Source organism: Phytohabitans aurantiacus (assembly GCF_027923225.1).
Lineage (GTDB): Bacteria > Actinomycetota > Actinomycetes > Mycobacteriales > Micromonosporaceae > Phytohabitans > Phytohabitans aurantiacus.
Genome location: NZ_BSDI01000082.1, coordinates 1 through 17,353 on the forward strand (window position 1 = coordinate 1; position 17,353 = coordinate 17,353).

21 protein-coding genes are annotated in these 17,353 nt (G+C 70.9%); 7 read left to right on the forward strand and 14 right to left on the reverse strand.

All coding sequences use genetic code 11. From position 1 onward, the window contains the following. Positions 1 to 322 precede the first annotated feature (322 nt). From QMG73_RS42695 to QMG73_RS42715, 5 genes are all read right to left on the reverse strand, one after another. Positions 323 to 721 (reverse strand): cupin domain-containing protein, encoded by a 399-nt coding sequence (locus QMG73_RS42695; RefSeq protein ID WP_281905375.1) that lies wholly within the window; start codon positions 719 to 721, stop codon positions 323 to 325. A 341-nt stretch (positions 722 to 1,062) separates the two neighbouring features. Next, entirely contained in the window at positions 1,063 to 1,524 is a 462-nt protein-coding gene (rraA, locus tag QMG73_RS42700) for a ribonuclease E activity regulator RraA (protein WP_281905377.1), read from the reverse strand. After that, positions 1,517 to 2,695 (reverse strand): MFS transporter, encoded by a 1,179-nt coding sequence (locus QMG73_RS42705; RefSeq protein WP_281905379.1) that lies wholly within the window; start codon positions 2,693 to 2,695, stop codon positions 1,517 to 1,519. Before QMG73_RS42705 ends, rraA begins: the two co-directional genes overlap by 8 nt. Further along, positions 2,692 to 3,372, reverse strand: a complete 681-nt coding sequence (locus QMG73_RS42710) for a GntR family transcriptional regulator (RefSeq protein ID WP_281905381.1) — start codon at positions 3,370 to 3,372, stop codon at positions 2,692 to 2,694. The genes QMG73_RS42705 and QMG73_RS42710 overlap by 4 nt, the downstream gene beginning before the upstream one ends. A gap of 24 nt (positions 3,373 to 3,396) precedes the next feature. Further along, positions 3,397 to 4,332: an AraC family transcriptional regulator gene (locus tag QMG73_RS42715; protein ID WP_281905384.1), complete on the reverse strand. Its 936-nt coding sequence runs from the start codon at positions 4,330 to 4,332 to the stop codon at positions 3,397 to 3,399. 90 nt (positions 4,333 to 4,422) lie between these two features. Here QMG73_RS42715 and QMG73_RS42720 point away from each other — a divergent pair, with 90 nt between their 5' ends. Continuing rightward, positions 4,423 to 4,824 (forward strand): DUF6069 family protein, encoded by a 402-nt coding sequence (locus QMG73_RS42720; RefSeq protein WP_281905387.1) that lies wholly within the window; start codon positions 4,423 to 4,425, stop codon positions 4,822 to 4,824. A gap of 54 nt (positions 4,825 to 4,878) precedes the next feature. Then, positions 4,879 to 5,859, forward strand: coding sequence for a fibronectin type III domain-containing protein (locus QMG73_RS42725; RefSeq protein WP_281905389.1), 981 nt, complete (start codon positions 4,879 to 4,881; stop codon positions 5,857 to 5,859). A 791-nt stretch (positions 5,860 to 6,650) separates the two neighbouring features. On the opposite strand, the gene QMG73_RS42730 is transcribed toward QMG73_RS42725, so the two are convergent. Together QMG73_RS42730 and QMG73_RS42735 are read right to left on the reverse strand one after the other, a co-directional pair. Beyond that, positions 6,651 to 7,076: a nucleoside deaminase gene (locus QMG73_RS42730; protein WP_281905392.1), complete on the reverse strand. Its 426-nt coding sequence runs from the start codon at positions 7,074 to 7,076 to the stop codon at positions 6,651 to 6,653. After that, a complete protein-coding gene (locus QMG73_RS42735; protein ID WP_281905393.1) occupies positions 7,073 to 7,933 on the reverse strand; it encodes an LLM class flavin-dependent oxidoreductase in 861 nt (286 codons plus the stop codon). The genes QMG73_RS42730 and QMG73_RS42735 overlap by 4 nt, the downstream gene beginning before the upstream one ends. Positions 7,934 to 8,025: 92 nt before the next feature. On the opposite strand from QMG73_RS42735, the gene QMG73_RS42740 reads away from it, so the two are divergent. Next, the gene (locus QMG73_RS42740; protein ID WP_281905395.1) at positions 8,026 to 8,472 is read left to right on the forward strand and encodes an Lrp/AsnC family transcriptional regulator; all 447 of its coding nucleotides are present in this window, start codon (positions 8,026 to 8,028) and stop codon (positions 8,470 to 8,472) included. On the opposite strand, the gene QMG73_RS42745 is transcribed toward QMG73_RS42740, so the two are convergent. Then, the gene (locus tag QMG73_RS42745; RefSeq protein WP_281905396.1) at positions 8,448 to 9,335 is read right to left on the reverse strand and encodes an LLM class flavin-dependent oxidoreductase; all 888 of its coding nucleotides are present in this window, start codon (positions 9,333 to 9,335) and stop codon (positions 8,448 to 8,450) included. The genes QMG73_RS42740 and QMG73_RS42745 overlap by 25 nt on opposite strands. A gap of 30 nt (positions 9,336 to 9,365) precedes the next feature. Then, positions 9,366 to 9,953: an NADPH-dependent F420 reductase gene (locus QMG73_RS42750; RefSeq protein ID WP_281905398.1), complete on the reverse strand. Its 588-nt coding sequence runs from the start codon at positions 9,951 to 9,953 to the stop codon at positions 9,366 to 9,368. 65 nt (positions 9,954 to 10,018) lie between these two features. Between QMG73_RS42750 and QMG73_RS42755 the strand changes: the two genes are divergently transcribed. From QMG73_RS42755 to QMG73_RS42765, 3 genes are all read left to right on the forward strand, one after another. After that, positions 10,019 to 10,417 (forward strand): winged helix-turn-helix transcriptional regulator, encoded by a 399-nt coding sequence (locus QMG73_RS42755; RefSeq protein ID WP_281905399.1) that lies wholly within the window; start codon positions 10,019 to 10,021, stop codon positions 10,415 to 10,417. A gap of 951 nt (positions 10,418 to 11,368) precedes the next feature. Beyond that, positions 11,369 to 11,830: a hypothetical protein gene (locus tag QMG73_RS42760; RefSeq protein WP_281905400.1), complete on the forward strand. Its 462-nt coding sequence runs from the start codon at positions 11,369 to 11,371 to the stop codon at positions 11,828 to 11,830. A gap of 98 nt (positions 11,831 to 11,928) precedes the next feature. After that, entirely contained in the window at positions 11,929 to 12,876 is a 948-nt protein-coding gene (locus QMG73_RS42765) for a GlxA family transcriptional regulator (protein WP_281905401.1), read from the forward strand. A gap of 9 nt (positions 12,877 to 12,885) precedes the next feature. Here QMG73_RS42765 and QMG73_RS42770 read toward each other — a convergent pair whose 3' ends face one another. Further along, complete coding sequence (locus QMG73_RS42770) at positions 12,886 to 13,611, reverse strand: cellulose binding domain-containing protein (RefSeq protein WP_281905402.1); 726 nt, start codon at positions 13,609 to 13,611, stop codon at positions 12,886 to 12,888. 96 nt (positions 13,612 to 13,707) lie between these two features. On the opposite strand from QMG73_RS42770, the gene QMG73_RS42775 reads away from it, so the two are divergent. Continuing rightward, a complete protein-coding gene (locus QMG73_RS42775) occupies positions 13,708 to 14,634 on the forward strand; it encodes an ABC transporter permease (RefSeq protein WP_281905403.1) in 927 nt (308 codons plus the stop codon). On the opposite strand, the gene QMG73_RS42780 is transcribed toward QMG73_RS42775, so the two are convergent. From QMG73_RS42780 to QMG73_RS42795, 4 genes are read right to left on the reverse strand one after another with little or no spacing between them, the layout of a single operon-like run. Beyond that, a complete protein-coding gene (locus QMG73_RS42780) occupies positions 14,625 to 15,863 on the reverse strand; it encodes an NAD(P)/FAD-dependent oxidoreductase (protein WP_281905405.1) in 1,239 nt (412 codons plus the stop codon). The genes QMG73_RS42775 and QMG73_RS42780 overlap by 10 nt on opposite strands. A 13-nt stretch (positions 15,864 to 15,876) precedes the next feature. Next, complete coding sequence (folE, locus tag QMG73_RS42785) at positions 15,877 to 16,476, reverse strand: GTP cyclohydrolase I FolE (RefSeq protein WP_281905407.1); 600 nt, start codon at positions 16,474 to 16,476, stop codon at positions 15,877 to 15,879. Position 16,477: 1 nt separating this feature from the next. Further along, positions 16,478 to 16,873: a hypothetical protein gene (locus QMG73_RS42790; protein WP_281905409.1), complete on the reverse strand. Its 396-nt coding sequence runs from the start codon at positions 16,871 to 16,873 to the stop codon at positions 16,478 to 16,480. Further along, positions 16,873 to 17,349 carry a DUF2231 domain-containing protein gene (locus QMG73_RS42795; RefSeq protein WP_281905410.1) on the reverse strand — a complete coding sequence of 159 codons (477 nt, stop codon included), beginning with the start codon at positions 17,347 to 17,349 and terminating at the stop codon, positions 16,873 to 16,875. Before QMG73_RS42795 ends, QMG73_RS42790 begins: the two co-directional genes overlap by 1 nt. Between the last annotated feature and the right edge of the window lie 4 nt (positions 17,350 to 17,353).

The window sequence follows — 17,353 nt, forward strand, 5'->3', positions numbered from 1 at the left end:
ATGCCAAGACGACCGCTCCTATGTGGACCCCCACCCCCGAACACGACAAAAATCACAAACAGATCCTTAAATCCCCAGCGCCCGCCGATCAAGGGCAAACACACGTGGTTCGATCTCATTTCCGCGTGCATTCGCCCTTGATCCATGCACATGCCCTTGATCGGCGGCCTTCTGCGGGTCAAGTTCAGAACCAGGACCAGGATCTGAGCTACCGCGACGTCCGCCGCGCGGCAGACCGCCGCTCCCACGGCCTCGCCGTCCGCGATCCACGACCCGACCCCCGTGCCATCATCCGATGTGGACGGACAAGTCCCCCGAGGAGCTACGGCGCCAGTTCGTGCCCGGTGGTGCTGTCGACATGATCGGGTATGTCGCCCTCATGCCGGTCGCCGGTCGTCGACGTACCGGTCGGCTCGAACATCAGAATCGACCCGCCGGGCGACGACGGCTTGTGCTCGGTGCCACGCGGCACCACAAACGTGTCACCCGCCCGGAGCACGACCGTCCTCTCGGTACCGTCGGCGTCGCGCATCGCCACGTCGAACTGCCCGTCGAGCACCAGGAAGAACTCGTCGGTGTCCTCGTGCACGTGCCAGACGTGCTCCCCCAGCGTGTGCGCGATCCGCACGTCGTAGTCGTTGACCCGCGCCACGATGCGAGGACTGTAGATGTCGGTGAAGGACGCGAGCACGTCGGTGACATTGACTGGTTTCATACCCATGCCCCCAATTGTCCACCAGCCTCTCCACGACCGTCTTGACGATCTTGATGTGGGCGAGGAGATACCCGACTCCTGCCGGGTCGTGGCCTGGCGCCCACCGTTCCCGGGGATCTCCGAGGCCTGACCACCGGCACCGCTGCGCGCTGTCGCCCGGACCGCGCCCTCAGCGACGTCGATCAAGGCGATGTGCATCGATCAAGGGCAAACGCACGCGAAAAAGAGATCCAACCACGTGCATTCGCCCTTGATCGGCGCGCACGGCGGGGCGACACACCGGGCAGGCGCGGAGCGTGGATGCGGCGCGGCGGGCGGCGGCCGGCTGAGTGTGGGACGTCTCGGCCCTACAGGACAACGATTCCGTCGTCGTCGCTGTGGAGCTCGGCGCCGGGGGTGAAGGTGCAGCCGCCGAATGACACGGGCACGTCCCGCTCGCCGGCGCCGGTCTTGCCGCTTTTGCGCGGGTTGGAGCCGAGCGCCTTGACACCCAGGTCGAGCGTGCGCAGTACCGCCACATCGCGGACCGCGCCGTTGATGACGACGCCGGCCCAGCCGCTGTCGCGGGCGATGGCGGCGATGACGTCGCCCATGAGTGCGCAGTGGACGGAGCCGCCGCCGTCGACGACGAGAACCTGGCCGGCGCCGGGCTCGGATACGACGGACTTCAGGAGGGCGTTGTCTTCGTGGCAGCGTACCGTCACGATCCGGCCGTGGAACTCGGCGCGCCCGCCGTACTGGCGGAACTGAGTGTCGCAGGACTGTAGCTTCTCCCCGTACTCGTCGTACAGGTCAGCGGTGTTAGGCACGGTTTTCTCCTCCTGTTGGCGGGTTCTGGTGCAGGCGCCGGGCGGCCACCCCGACAGCGGCGAGACCGGCGGCGGTGACCGCGAGTACGCCCGCCGCCCCGGTGCCGGCGGCGAGGAGGCCGGCGGCGCTGGGCAGCAGGACCTGGCCGGCGCGGTTGCCGGTGAGGCGCAGCGACATCGCGCGGCCGCGCATGCCGGGCGGGGCGGACTCGGCGAGCCACGACATGGTGAGCGGCTGGCCCGCGCCCAGACCCAAGCCGGCGACGGCGACGGCCACGGCAAGGGCCCACAGCGGCAGCGGCACCGGCATGACGGCCAGGCTGGCGGCGGACAGCGCGACGCTGCCGACGAGCAACCGGCGCCGGCCGAGGGCGGCGGCGAGGCGGCCGAGGAAGAGGCGGGACGCCATCGAGGTGACCGCGCGCAGGGTCAGCAATGCACCGATCGCGCCCGAGGCAATGCCCCGTTCCGCACCGAGGGCTGGCAGGTACACGAGCGTGATGTCGACCGCGGCGAGCACCACGCAACTCACCGTGAGGGCTCGGAGCAATCCTGGGCGGCGCAGCAGTTCGCGTACACCTGATTGCGCGGAGCTCTCCGACGCCGGACGCCGCGCGGTCCGCGGCAACAGCAGCGCCGCCACCAGCGGCACCGCGGTCAGCGCCGCGGCACCGGCGAAGATCGCGCCCGTGTGAGGAATGGTCCTGTCGCCGCCGAAGGCGAAGATCAAGCCGGGCCCGAGGGCCTGCCCGAGCGAGGCGGCGAAGGTGTAGTACCCGAAGGCCGCGTCGTACTTGTGCGCCGGGCTGTTGTTGGCCACGAGGGCCTGCTGCCCGACGACCGAGCAGAGGTGGCCGGTGCCGAGCACGACGCTGGCCGCCACCAGGCCGGCGACCGCGTGCCCGAACAGCAGGAACGTGGCCGCGCTCGCGCACAGCAGCAGCGCGCCGGCGACCATCACCCGGCGTTCGCCGAGGCGGTCGACCGCCTGCCCGGACGGCACGGCCAGCAGCAGCGGCGCGACGGCGAAGCTGGCGGACAGCACGCCGAGCCACAGCGCGGGCACCTCCAGCTCGATGGCCCGGTAGGTGGCGGTCGGCCGCAGGACGAAGGTGACGGACTGGACAAGTACCGTATGTGCCAGCAGCGCCGCGCGCGTCGCGCCGGTCACGGCTCGTGGCGGACGGTCGCCGAGCCGGCGCTGAGCCGCGAGGCCGCTTTCGCGCCGAGGCTGGCGTCGACGTGGCGTCGCATGACCTCGGTGGCACCGGCGGCGTCGCCGGCGGCGACGGCCTCCAGGATGGCGGCGTGCTCCGCCGAGATCCGGGCGCGTTCGTCGGCGCCGCGCTCGACGACCAGGCCGAGGCGGCGGTACCGGTCGGACCTGTTCCACAGCCCGTCGAGCGTGCCGATCAGTAGTTCGTTGTGCGACGCCAGATGGATCGCGCTATGGAAGCGCCGATGCGCCGCGAGTTCACCGACCGTTGGCTCGGTGCGCAGCGGCTCCAGCTCCGCGAGTGCCTCGCGGATTGCACGGATGTCGTCGTCGGTGCGGCGCTCGGCGGCGAGGGCGGCCGCGAGCGGGTCGAGCGACCGGCGCACCTCGAGCAGGTCGCGCGCCTCTTCCGCGCTCAGCTCCGTGACCCGGGCGTCGCGGTGGGCGTCGAGCTCGACCAGCCCTTCCGCCTTGAGGCGGCGCAGCGCCTCGCGCAGTGGAGTGGTGCTGACCCCGATGGCGGGTGCGAGGGTCGCCTGGTTGAGGACCGCGCCCGGCGCGAGATCACCGGAGAGGATCCGGTCGCGCAGGGTGAGGTACGCGAACTCGCTTTTGGTAACGAACAGCTCCACGGGAACAGCTTATAACCTACAAAGTTAGGGCCGTTCCTTCCGGTATCTGCCGGGGGCGGTGCCGTGTTGGCGTTTGAAGGCGTTGGCGAAGGCGAACTCGGACGTGTAGCCGACGTTGGTGGCGATGGCGCTGAGCGGTGCGTCTGATTCTTGGAGGAGCCGGGCGGCGGTGGTCATCCGCCACCAGGTCAGGTACGTCAGCGGCGGTTGGCCGAGCAGGGCGGTGAACCGCCGGGCGAACGGTGCCCGAGACAGTCCGGCCTGCGCGGCGAGGGTCGCGACGGTCCATGGCCGTGCCGGTTCGCGGTGGATGGCCTGTAGCGCGGCGGTGGTGGCTGGGTCGTTGAGCGCCGCCGCCCAGCCGGTGGTGGTCGCGGGTGTGTGCTGCTGGTCTAGCCAGGCGCGCAGGATGTGCAGCAGCAGCGTGTCCAGAAGCGCGGGGACGATGGCGTCGGTGCCGAGGCGGGGTCGTTCCAGTTCGGTGGCGAGCAGATCCACGGTGGCGCGTAGCTCGGGATGCCTGCCGAGGTGTGCGGGCAGGTGGATGAGCTCGGGCAGGTCGTGAAGCAGCGGATGAGCGCGGGCCGGATCGATCTCGTAGGCGCCGCAGAGCGTTACGGTGGCCGGCGCGCCGGTGGGGGTCCCGACGGTGTCGGCGGCGTAGCGCTGGAGTACCTGCGGGGCGTTCGGGGCGCACGTGGGTGCGGTCGGCGTTGTCGATGGGTTGTCGGCCAGCGCGTGTCCGCGTCCGTGAGGGCGGAACACCACGTCTCCGGCGGCCAACGGCACCGGGTCGGCTTCGGGCAGGAGGAGCCAGCACGGTCCCTGCAGGATGATCTGGAAGCCGGCGGCTCCGGGAACGGATGCGAACTGCTGCGCCCACGGGGCGTGCCACGCCACCCGCGCTGAGCGTGGTTGGCCGGTTCGCATGACCGTGATCACGTCGCTGAGTACGTCCACGCGGCCACAGTATCGCGGCGAAGACGATCAGATATGAACAAGGGACTCTGGCGCATGGTTCGTCTCCCCGCGTCGCCCTAAGTTCGTGGTGTGAAAGAACTCCCAACGGCCACGCGGATCCAGCGCGGCGCACTCGCAGGCGGCGGCGCTGTTCTGGCCACGGCGCTTCTGTGGACCACCGCCCAGATCCTGGACGTCGACCTGCGGGTCGACCCCGGCAACGGTCAGCCGCCCCAGGTCATCGGACTGCCGTTCGCCGCCGCCGTCACGCTCGCCGTCGCCCTTCTCGCCTGGGGCACGCGCGCGCTGCTGGAACGGCTGACCCGCCGCGCCGCGGTCGCCTGGACCGTGCTCGCCGCGATCGTGCTCCTGGCATCGTTTCAGCCCTTGTTCTACGTCGAGGCGACCGGCGCGACCAAGGCCATCCTCGCCCTGATGCACATCGCCGTCGCCGCCGTGCTGATCTCGGTTTTGGGTCGGCGGCGGCGGTGACCATGTAGCCCGGGACTATTGACATATATCGATACTGAGCGTGACGATGGCAGGGTGAACCTGACTCGGTTGGCGCTCGTGGTGACAGTGGCGTTGGCTGCGGCCCTCCCGGCCCGGGCGGCCGCCGCTGACACCCCGGACACCGTGCCACCGGGTCCGCCCGGCCGGCCCGTCGTCACCGGCATCACCTACACCGACGCCACGATGACGTGGGCGCCGGCCGTCGACGACCGGGGCGTCGTCCAGTACGGCATCTGGCAGCGCACCCCGGACCGCGGCGACATGTTCTACAACGCGACCAGCGCCACGACGTTCCGCTTCAGCGGCCTGGCGCCCGGCACGGCGTACACGTTCTTCGTCGTCGCCTCCGACGGGCGCAACAACGGTCCGGCGTCGCCGTCGGTGACCTTCCAGACCCGCACCGCGCCAGTCGAGTCCCAGCCGCCCAGCCGGCCGGGCACGCCGACCGTCACCGCGATCTCGCCCACCACCGCCGAACTGGCCTGGACGCCGTCGACCGACAACGTCGCCGTCATCAGATACCTCGTCTATCGCGTGGTCGGCACCACCCGCACCCTGTTCACCTACGGCGACGCGTCGGCGACCACGCGGCTCCAGTTCCTGGTGCCCGACCGCGACTACACCCTCGTCGTGGTCGCCGAGGACCCGGCGGGCAACCGCTCCGAGGCGTCCGCTCCCGGGCGCCTGCGTCCGCCGCCCGACCCGGGCGCGTCGTGCCGGGTGAGCTTCGCCGGACCAAGCCCGGGAGCGCCGGGCATGCACCGCGTCGCCGTCACCTACACCGGCGCCGCCGCGGTCATGCACTGGTCGGCCCGCTTCGCGCTGCCCGCCGGCACGACCGTCAGCTGGGCCTGGACGGCGTGGGAGCACACCGGCGGCGACCTGGTCTTCTACTACGAAGGCTGGGCCGACACACTCGTGCCCGGCGAGACGATCAACCTCGACATGGCCTTGACCGGTCCGGGCCGGCCCGACCCGGCGACCGCCCGCCTCAACGGCGTCCCCTGCACCTAGCGGATCCGGTTCCAAAGCACGAGCTGAGCTACCGCGATGCCCGTCGTGGCCCAGACCGCTGCTCCCGCGGCCTCACCCACCGCGCCCAGTCACGCTCACCCCAACGCCGCGCCGCGTACGCGACGACAAAAACGCTGATTTTGCCGCCTCAACCGCACCCGGAAGCCGCAGTATCAGGGATTTCGCCGCTACGCCCCGCACGGGTCGTGAAACCGCGGAGGGTGAGGCCGCGGGAGCAGCGATCCGGCGCCCGACGGACGTCGCGGTAGCTCAGCCCTCGATCCTGGTTCTGACCTCGCCCGCACGGACCGTCGATCAAGGACATGTGCGTGGATCAAGGGCAAACGCACGCGGAAATGAGATCGAACCACGTGCATCCGCCCTTGATCGGCGGGAGAGGGCCCCGGGTGTGAGGCGGCGCGCCGTCGTCGCCGGGGCCAGCCGTCGGGTTTGAGGGTTGGCGGCGGTGTGCGCCGCGTCCTGCGCGGTGTGTCGCCGCGCCCTGCGCGGTACGCGCCGCACCCTGCGCGGTACGCGCCGCACCCTGCGCGGTGTGTCGCCGCGTCCTGCGCGCCGATCAAGGGCATTCGCATGGATCAAGGGCAAATGCCCGCGGAAAAGAGATCCAACCGCGTGCGTTTGCCCTTGATCGGCGCAACCGGCGTGGCGACACGCCGCACCGGGCCGGCCTGGGAGCGGACGCACGCGGAGATAGAGATCCAACCACGTGCATTCGCCCTTGATCGGCGCGCAGGGCGCGGCGGGGCGGGAGAGCGGCGCGCGGGCGAGGGTCAGGTGTAGTAGCCGTCGACGGGTACGCGGGCCTCGTCGAACAGCGCCGGCCCTTCCTGCGGCACCGGCGGGAACCCGCCGGACGGCTTGAGCGTCGACAACTGGTCGCCCGACAAGGCGAACACGACGCGACCGAGACCGGAACGCGCCAGGGCGCCGCCGCACATCGGGCAGGGCTCGCAGCTCGTGTACATAGTGGACTTCGCCGCCGCGTCCGGTGCGAGATGCTGCGCCGCCCATCGCGCGATCTTCAGCTCCGGATGGGCCGTGATGTCGTCACCGGTGATGGTGGTGTTGCGCTCTTCGAGGAGCACGTCGCCGTCCGGCCCCACGAGCAGCGACCCGAATGGCGGGTTTCCACCGGCGCGCGCCTCGGCGGCGAGCGCGATGGCGCGGCGCAGGTGGCGTTCGTCGTCCTGGTTCATGACTGCTCCGTCCGGATGTGTGAAAGGTGTGCGGCTACGGTGGCGAGTGCCTGCCACGCGGTCTCGGGATGGCGGGTCTCCTCCGGGTCGCCGCCGAACGTGTCGAGTACGACCGCCTCCGCACCGAGCTCGCGCAGCGCGTCGAGGTCGCCGATGACCTGTTCGACGGTGCCTTCGCCGGCGACCCGCCCCGGATCGCTGATCGGCGAATCGGTCAACCGCAGCACGATGCGGGGCGCCAGCGCCGGCGTGGGCCGCTGCCGCTCGCGGGCGATCACCGCCATGCGGTCACCCGCCGCGCGCAGGTCCGCGACGGTCAGCGAGCGCAACGGATGCCAGGCGTCGCCGAGCCGCACCGCGCGGCGCATGCCGGCCTCGCTGTTGCCGCCGACCCAGATCGGGATCTGTCCACTGTGGTAGTCGTCCTTGTCGCTCCACGCGGCGCGTATCGTGCGCAGGTACTCGTCGGTCAGCGCGCCGCGCTTGTGAAACGGTACCCCGAGCGCCTCGAACTCCTGCTGCGCCCAGCCGACACCCACACCGAGCACGAGCCGGCCGCCGCTGAGGGCGTTGAGGTTGGCGGCCATGCGCGCGACCAGCAACGGGTGCCGGTACGGCACGATGAGCACCGTGGTGCCGAGCTGGACCCGTTCGGTGACGCCGGCCAGGTACGACAGCGTGGTGAACGGCTCGTAGAACGGCGCCGGGTACTGCTTGGCCACGTCCGGGGTGATCGCGACGTGGTCGGAGACCATCAGCAGGTCGTACCCGAGCCCCTCCACGGTGCGCGCCCAGGCCCGCAGCGCGTCGGGGTGGGTGCCGGGCCCGAAGTTCGGGACGTTGACGCCAATCCGCATGACTACAGGCTATCGACCGGAGAGGCTCTTCCGAAGGGACTTCTCCCGGCCTTGGTGGCGATCCGCCGGGGATCTGCCGGTATCTTGGCAGAATGGCCGAGAATCTCGATGACGTCGATTGGTCGATCCTCACGGAGCTCCAGCGCGACGGCCGCGTCCCGTTCACCGAGCTGGCCCGCCGGGTCAACCTCAGCGCCTCCGCGACCACCGAGCGCGTCAAGCGCCTGGAGGCCATCGGCGTCATCAGCGGGTACCGGGCCGACGTCGACCTGGGCAGGGCGGGATACGCCGTGCTGGCCGTCGTGCGGCTCAAGTACCCGGGCAACCAGCACCAGCCGCTGCACAAGCTGCTCGCCGAGCGCACCCAGATCCTGGAGTGCCTGCGCACGACCGGCGACGACTGCTACACGCTGAAGGTGGCGGCGACCTCGATGGGCCACCTCGAGCAGATCGTCGACGAGCTGGCCCAGTTCGGCAGCACCACCACCAACGTCGTGTACAGCCAGACCCTCCCCTACCGGGGCCCGCGCCCGAGGTGAGGGAGCACCTCGCTCGCCACCTTCTCGACGACGGCCTCGCTGCCCGCGTACCAACTGCTCTCGCGCGGCCAGTGCGTGACGACGTCGGTGAAGCCCAGGTCGCTCGCCCGGCCGACCGCGTCAGCGAAGAAGTCCACACTGGACAGTGAGAAGACCGGCGCGGCGTCGAGCGAGAGCACGCGGTCGATCTCGCCGGGCCGGCGCCCGGCGCCGGCCTCGGCCGCCGCGAACCGCTCGGCGAGCGCGGCGACCGACCGCCACCAGCCGTCGAGGTCCTCCGCCTTCTCGCCGGTGGTCACCCACCCCTGCCCGTGCCGCGCGGCGAGGCGCATCGCGCGTGGACCGTTCGCGGCGACGATGAACGGCGCTCGCGGTGCCTGCACGCATCCCGGTGTACTGCGGGCGTCGACCGCGCTGTAGTACTCCCCGGCGAAGTCGGCGCGGCCGTCGCGCAGCAGCTCGTCGAGGAGCCCGAGAAACTCGCCGAACCGGTCGACGCGCTGCCGTGGCGTGAGCGCGGGCCGCCCGAGCACCGCGGCGTCGTACGATATGCCGCCCGCGCCAAGCCCGAGCGTGAGCCGCCCGCCGGACACGTCGTCGAGCGCGGTCACCTCGCGGGCGAAGTGCACCGGGTGGCGGAAGTTGGGCGACGCGACCATCGTGCCCAGGCGGATCCGCGACGTGACCAGCGCGGCCGCGGTCAACGTCGGCACGGCGTCGAACCACGGGCCGTCGACCAGGTCGCGCCACCCAATGTGGTCGTACGTCCACGCCTGGTCGAACCCGTACTCCTCCGCCAGCCGCCACCGCCGCGCCGCGACGGACCACCGCTGGTCAGGAAGGATCACAATCCCCACCCGCATGATCACTACGGTACTCAGTGCGGGGGTAGTTCAGTGCGCGACCGCCAAGGCGAACGGCACCGGGCCCAGTGCGGCGACCAACGGCCGCACCATCAGCACGAACGACTCCGGCCACCACGCGTTCGCCACGCCACCGAGGTCGATGATCGACCGCTCCGGCCAGCCGAGGTCGGCGAGCAGGCCCGCCACCACCTTCTTGGCGGCCGGGTCGTCCCCGCACAGGAACGTCGAGGGCGGCGCCGCGAGGCTGCCCGGGTCGGCCATCAGGGGCGCCGGCCCCACGGTGTTCAGCGCCTTCACCACCCGCGTCTCCGGCAACGCGCGCTGGAGCTCCTGCGCGAGGTTCGGGTACCGCAGGCGCGCGGCGAAGCCGTCCGGTCCCTGCTCGACGGCGTTACCGACATCGACGAGCACTTTGCCCGCCAGTGCCCCGCGCATTGCTCCGAGCACGTCCACCGACACCGCTCCGGGCAGCGCGTTGACGGCGATCTCCGCCGCGGCGGCCGTCGAGGCGAGGCTGTCGCGGGTACCGATGGCGACGCCGTGACCGGCGGCGGACAGTGCGGGAGCCAGCGCGCGGGCGACGTTGCCGGCGCCGAGGATTCCGATCATGCTCATGCCCCGACGGTAGGCTGGCGGCCGGCATCACCGGCAGTACGCACTTTGAAGTGCCTGGAGGTCTCATGGCGCCCAGCGCGGCGGTCCAGCGGCGGGCGCGCGCCCGCACCACCCACCTCACGGCCATGGCCGGCTGCCCGACCCACCGCGTCCTGGACCGGATGGGTGACCGGTGGGTCAGCCTCATCCTCAAGGAGCTCGCCGCCGGGCCGCGCCGGCACGGCGAGCTGGCACGGTCGGTGGCCGGCGCCACCCAGAAGATGCTCACGCAGACCCTGCGCGTCCTGCAGCGTGACGGCCTGGTGGCGCGGACCGCGACCGACTCGGTGCCGCCGTCCGTCCACTATCGACTGACACCGCTGGGCGAGAGCCTGCTTCCCGTGCTCGCGACCGTGACCCGTTGGGCCGAGCGGCACATCGATGACATCGACGCGGCCCGCGCAGCCTACGACCGGACGCCGTAGGCCGCGCCGCGCGCTACGTCCGCGCACGCGAACCGCCCGGCAGCGCGTCCGCGCCGCGCCGTTCAAGGCCATGTGCGCCGATCAAGGCCCTTTCCGTCGATCAAGGGCGAATGCACGTGGTTGGATCTCTTTTCCGCGTGCGTTCGCCCTTGATCGACGCACATGGCCTTGATCGACGGGCCTTCGCGGGGCAAGGGCAAGCCCAGAACCAGGGGCGAGTTCCGAGCTACCGCGACCTCCGCCGTGCGCAAGGCCGTCGCTCCCGCGGCCTCACCCTCCGCGACTACACGACCCGCCCGGCGCGTAGCAGCGAAATCCCGGATGTTGCGGCCTCCGGGCGCGGCCGGGGGGGACAAGAACAGGGATGTTGTTGGGTGGGCGGCGAAAGGGGTGAGCGTGACCAGCCGCGGTGGGTGAGGCCGCGGGAGCTACGGTCGTGCGCACGGCGGGCGTCGCGGTAGCTCACATTCGTCTAGATCTACCGGTGCGGCGGCGGGTCCATGTTCGCTGCCTGAGCACGACGCCGCCGGTGGGCGCAGGCCGCGGCTGCGTGCGGGCGTGCCCGCGCCGCGCCCGCGCCCGCGCCCCCGCCCGCGCCCCGCCCCCGCCCGCGCCCCGCCCGTGCCCGCGCCCCCGCCCGTGCCCGCGCCCGTGCCCGCGCTCGTCGATCAAGGCCATTCGCATCGATCAAGGGCAAACGCACGCGGAAAAGAGATCCAACCACGTGCATTCGCCCTTGATCGGCGGGAGAGAGCGGGCGGGAGAGAGCGGGCGGGCGACGGCGGCAGCCGGCGCGGGCAGCCGGCAGGCGGGCGGCGGGCGCGGGAGCGGGCGGGTGGGGGCGGGGTGGCAGGAATTCCGTGCTTTGTGGCGGGGCTACCTCTGGTTGGTGCGGCGCCCCGGTGGCGAGTCTTGTCGTGGATGTGGGTGCGGATGTGTCCACAATGGAAGATGGGGGAAACGTTGCGCAAGTTGACGATGCGCGCGGCAGCCGTCACCGCCGCTCTGATCGGGGCGATGGTCGGCACTCTGGTCGCGGCCGGTCCGGCTCAGGCGGCGCCCGCTGACCGGATCAGCGAGTATCAGGTCACTCAGACCACCGGCCGGTTCAGCCCGGTGGGCGGGGTCTGGTTCGACAACTCGTTCGTGGAGTTGCGCGCCGGCCGGTACGGGGGCTACCAGTACGGTTGGGCGGAGCTGACGGGCGGCCTCCAGAACTGGGGGGACGGCGACGCGATCGTGCTGCAGATCAACCGGGGCGACGGCAACGGCTGGCAGTGGGGGCCGTCGCGCGCCTACACCGGTGACGGCGTGCAGCACACCGGCGGCGCCCTGACCTACGCCTCGACGTCGTACCGGTTCCGGGCCTGCCTGTTCACCCGCGCGGGCTACGGCTGCACGAATCCCTGGTAGGAGACGGTAAGTGATGGGGAAGGCCCGCGGTGGCCTTCCCCATCGGCGTCAGCGCCGTGAAAGTGAGATGTAAGCGCGCCGATCTAGCGTGCCTATCCGTGACCGGTTTCTCCTCCATCGCCGTCTACGTGCCCGATCGGGTGCATACCTCGAGTCTCGGCCAGGTGACAGACGTCTTCGGGGACGCCGGCGCGCCGGGCCTGCCCGCGTTCGACCTGGTGTCGTGCACCGATCGGCCCGGCCGGCTGGCGACCGATCTCGGCATGTCGTTCACGGTGACCGAGGGTCTGGACCGGCTGGTCGAGGCGGACCTGGTGGTGGTGCTGCCCTCGGATCGGCCGGCCGAGCCCTCCGGCGCGCTCACCGCCGCGATCCGGGCCGCGCACCAGCGTGGTGCGATCGTGGCGAGCCAGTGTGTCGCCTCGTACACCGTGGCCGCGACGGGCCTGCTGGACGGCCTGCCCGCCACGACGCACTGGAGGTACGTCGACGACTTCGCGTCCCGGTACCCGGCGGTGGAGGCGGTGCCGCACGTTCTGTACGTGGACGCGGGCCAGCTGTTGACGGGCGCCGGCGGAGGCGCGGGCATCGACCTGTACGCGCATCTGGTCCGCCGGGAGCACGGCTCGACGGTGGCCAACGCCGTCGCCCGCCACATCGTCGCGCCCTATCGCGATGGCGGTCGGGCCCAGTTCGCACCGGTGCCAGCGCCCGCGGACGGCGACGAGGAACAGGTGTCCGCCGTCCTGACGTGGGCGACCGCCAACCTGCATCGACCGCTGCCGGTCAGCGAGCTGGCGCGGCGCGCGCTGATGAGCACCCGCACGTTCAGCCGCCGGTTCAGGGCGGTGACCGGCACGACGCCGCACGCGTGGGTGCTACACCAGCGACTGCTCCGCTCCGAGGAACTCCTGGAGTCGACGACACTGCCGATCGAGGAGGTGGCCCGGCGGGTTGGGTACGCCAATGCCACCGTGCTGCGCGAGCAGTTCGTCAGGCGGCGAGGCGTCCCGCCGCGGGCCTATCGTCATGCCTTCCGCCGGTGACGCGGCCGCCTATCCTCTGTCGATCTGCTGCATGATCACCGTGTCGGGCGCGTAGTCCTTGACCGACACCGTCAGGACCATCCGGTCGTCGACGGTGTTGTTGTCGGGGGCGCCGCCGAGATAATAGGTCTGCGGCAGGTTCCAGTTCGATGAGTTGAAGTAGTAGACGATGGGCTGTGTGATCCAGATGCCGCTGCCCGTTCTGGTGAAAATGGCGTAGTGGTCCGGCCCGACGGGCGGCTGGCTCAACCGCATCGTAAACGCCGCTTGCATGCTGGTGTTGCTCTCGGAGTACGTGACGAGATCGGGTTCGACGATCACGTGCGGCTCGCCGGCAAGCGCGCAGTAGACGCCGTTGACCTGGATGTTGGCCGGCGTGCTGGTCGTGCCGGTGTGACGGCCGACGAAGCCGAGCCGGACGGACCCTCCGGTCGGCACCGGCCGCGCGCCCGCCTCGCTGCTGATCGTCACGTTCGGTCCACTTTGGACGAAGCCGTGCTGCCACGCCCTCGTGACGGTCTCGCCGCCCCGGAACGAGAACCGAAGAGCGTAGCTGTCCCAGGCGTCGCCCGGGTTTGTGAGCCGGATGGACGCGGCGAACCCGTCCGACCAGGCGCTGGTCCGGTAGGTGACCTCGCAGTTGACCGCGGCGTGCGCGGCGGTCGCGGGCACGACCACGGTGATCGCCCCCGCGAGCACCGCGACCATCGCGCGGCGCACAATCCTTAGAAACATGGAAAACAATATATGTTTGCCCAACCCGGAACGGCCAGCGAATTGCGCTTTTCGGCAAAGGGCAACTGATTCCGCCGGCTCGGGCGTTCTTATCGCATGGGTCGTTATGTGCTCAGGCGGCTGCTCGAACTGATTCCTGTCTTCTTTGGAACGACGCTTCTGATCTACTGGCTGGTCTGGGCCATGCCGGGTGATCCTTTCGCCGGCAAGTGCGGCGACCGCCGGTGCCCTGACGACTACATCAGGCAGATGACGGAGAAGTACCACCTCGACGAACCACTGCCCATCCAGTACGGCCATTACATGGCGAACCTGCTCACCGGTGACTTCGGCGAGACGTACGGGGGGCGGGACATCGCCGGCATCGTCACCGCCGCGTACCCCAACACGGCGAAGCTCGCCGTCGTCGCCATCGCCATCGAGGCGGTGATCGGCATCGTCGCCGGCGTGCTCTCCGGCCTGCGCCGCAAGGGTTTCCTCGACAACCTCGTATTGGTCTCCTCACTGTTCCTGATGTCGGTGCCGCTGTTCATCCTCGGCTACGCGCTCCAGTTCCTCCTGGGCGTCGAATGGAGAATCATCTCGCCGACGGTCTCCCCCGAGGTGCCGCTGCACCAGCTGCTCCTGCCCGGGTTCGTGCTCGCGAGCGGCTCGATGGCCGTGGTCTCGCGGCTCACCCGCACCAGCATCGCGGAGAACTACCGGTCGGACTATGTGCGCACCGCGTTCGCGAAAGGACTCCCGTTACGCCGGGTCGTGGGCGTACACCTCCTGCGCAATTCGCTGATTCCGGTCGTGACGTTTCTGGGTATCGACTTCGGCGGCCTGCTCGGTGGCGCGATCATCGTCGAGGGCATCTTCGCCATCAACGGGGTCGGCAACGAGCTGTACCGGGCGGTCGTCACCAAGGAAGGCGCGACGGTGGTGGGTTTGACGGTGATTCTGATGATGGCGTATCTGTTGATGAATCTGGTGATCGATCTGCTCTACGCCTGGCTCGATCCGCGGATCCGCTACGAGTGAGCGCGGGTCACGTCGTCGAGCGCCACGTCGGGATCGGCGAGTTCGGCCAGGTCGACGGGCACGCCGTCGCGGATGAGCTGTTCGATCGGTTCGTTGACGTCCCAGACGTTGACGTTCATGCCGGCCAGTACGCGCCGGCCCGCGGTCCAGAACGCGATGAACTCGCGCTTGCCGATGTCGCCCCGCACGACGACGCGGTCGTAGGAGCCGGGCGGGGCGTGCCCGGTGTACTCCATGCCCAGGTCGTACTGGTCGGTGTAGAAGTACGGGAGCCGGTCGTAGCTGACGGTCTGGCCGAGCATCGCGCGGGCGGCGGCCGGTCCAGAGTGGAGCGCGTGGGCCCAGTGCTCGACCCGCACCCGGGTGCCGAGCAGGGGGTGGTAGGCGTTCGCGATGTCGCCAGCGGCCCAGATTGCGGGGTCGGCGGTACACAGGCCGTCGTCGACGAGGACGCCGTTGTCCACCGCGAGGCCGGCCTCGGCGGCGATCTCGGTGTTGGGTTGCGCGCCGATACCGACGATCACCGCGTCGGCGGTCAGGACGCTGTCGTCGGCGAGTTCGACGGCCGAGACCCGGCCGGTGCCCATCATCCGCCGCACCTGTGCGCCGAAGCGGAAGCGGACGCCATGGTCACGGTGCAGGTCGGTGAAGACGGCGGCGATCTCGTCGCCGAGCACATGCCGCAGCGGGGCGGCGGCCGTCTCCACGACAGTGACGGCGGCGCCGCGGGCGCGGGCCGCCGCGGCCACCTCCAGGCCGATCCAGCCCGCGCCGACGACGACCAGGTGGGCACCCTCGCTGAGAGCGGTGCCGATGCGGTAGCTGTGGGCCAGGTTCCGCAGGCTCAGCACGCCGTCGAGGTCGGCACCGGGTACCGGCAGGGCGCGGGCGCGCGACCCGGTGGCGAGCAGCAGGCGGTCATAGTCGAGGTGCCGGCCGCCGCCGAGTTCGAGCCGGTGGCTGGCCGGATCGATGGCGACGGCGCGGGTGCCGGTGCGCAGGTCGATGTCGTGCTGGGCGTACCAGCCGGCCTGGTGCAGGTAGACGTCCTCGGGCGCGGTGGTGCCCAGCAGCAGCCCCTTGGACAGCGGCGGCCGCTCGTACGGCGGCTCGGTCTCGTCGCCGATCAGGATGACCGGGCCGTCGTGGCCCGCCTCGCGCAGGGTCTGCGCGGCCCGGCCTCCCGCCAGGCCGGCTCCGACAATGACGAACGGTCGATGCGTGCTCATGGCTACTCCAGGTTCATGTCCGGGGGCTTATGCCGGCGAGAGTGAAGAACTCGGCGCGCGAGCGGGGATCCTCCCGCAGGGTGCCGAGCAGGGTGGACGTGATGGTCCTGGCACCGACGGCCTGCACCCCGCGCAGCGTCATGCACAGGTGTTCGGCCTCGATGACCACGCCGACACCCGTGGGCTGCAGGTGCAGGGTCAACCAGTCGGCGATCTGCTTGGTGAGGCGCTCCTGCACCTGCGGTCCGTTGGCGAACAGCTCGACGACCCGGGCGAGCTTGGACAGGCCCAGGATCCGGTCGCCGGGCAGGTAACCGACGTGCGCGACGCCGACGAAGGGCAGCAGGTGGTGCTCGCACACCGACCGGATCGGGATCGAGCGCGCCATCACCAGCTCGTCGTAACCCTCGTCGTTGTCGAAGGTGGTGAGCCGGAACTCGCGCGGCGTGAGCAGCTCGGCGTACGCGCGCGCCATCCGCCCCGGCGTATCGGCCAGGCTGTCCGAGCCGAGGTCGACGCCGAGCGCGGTGAGGAGCGCCGCGGCGGCCTGCTCGGCGGCCGGCAGATCGGGGCGCGGCCGCTTCCGGGTCACGCGCAGCGGGGTGACTGACACGTCACCTGTCTCCCGCCCCGAGCGCGGCCAGCAGCACCAGTACGAGGGTGGTGGCCGCGAACAGGCCGTGGGCCGCGACGACCGGTACGGGCAGGCGCGAGTCGACGGTGCCGGCGCGGCGGGCCGGCAGCCACCGGAACAGCATGGTGAAGCCGAGCAGCGCCACCGGCAGCAGTACGGCGAACGCGGCCCACGCCAGGCCCGCCTCGTCGGTCGCGAGGAAGCCGATCCACAGCAGCAGGCCGGCGACCGCCAGCGCGAAGTGCCCGAAGACGAGCCCGGGCGCGAGGCGGCTGCCCCCGCCCGGCCGGTGGCCGCCCTTGGACAGCCAGATTCCCAGCATCACGAACCCGCCACCGGCGGTGACCAGCCAGGTGATCAGTGCGGCGACAGCCATCAGGAGTCCTCCTTCTTCGAAAATCCGGTTACTCGCGTCTCGTCGTCGGCGACGCGGACGCCGTAGCGGTACGCCAGTTCACCGCCGAGGTAGCCCGCCGCGGAGAGCGCGGCCAGCGCCGTCACGGAGAGGACGAGCGGACCAGCCGGTACCGGCGCGGTCGGCTGGTCGCCGCGGATGGCGAACCCGATCGCGTACATGACAGTCGCCGTCAGGTTGAGGGTCATGTGCACGAGCGCGACGCGGAACGCGCGGGTGCCGGTCGGGATCGCGAACAGGTCCACGAAACCGACCGAGGCGGCCGCGAGCGCACCGAGCACGCCGAGGCCGATCAGCCACCGCGAGCCCTCGGCCAGGAACCGCCCGTCGGCCACGACGTGCGACGCCACGTCGAAGACGATGCTGGCGATCCAGGCACCGATCGGCACCGCGACCAGGGCGGGGTGCAGCGGGTGCCGGTACTTCGCGCGCTCCATATTT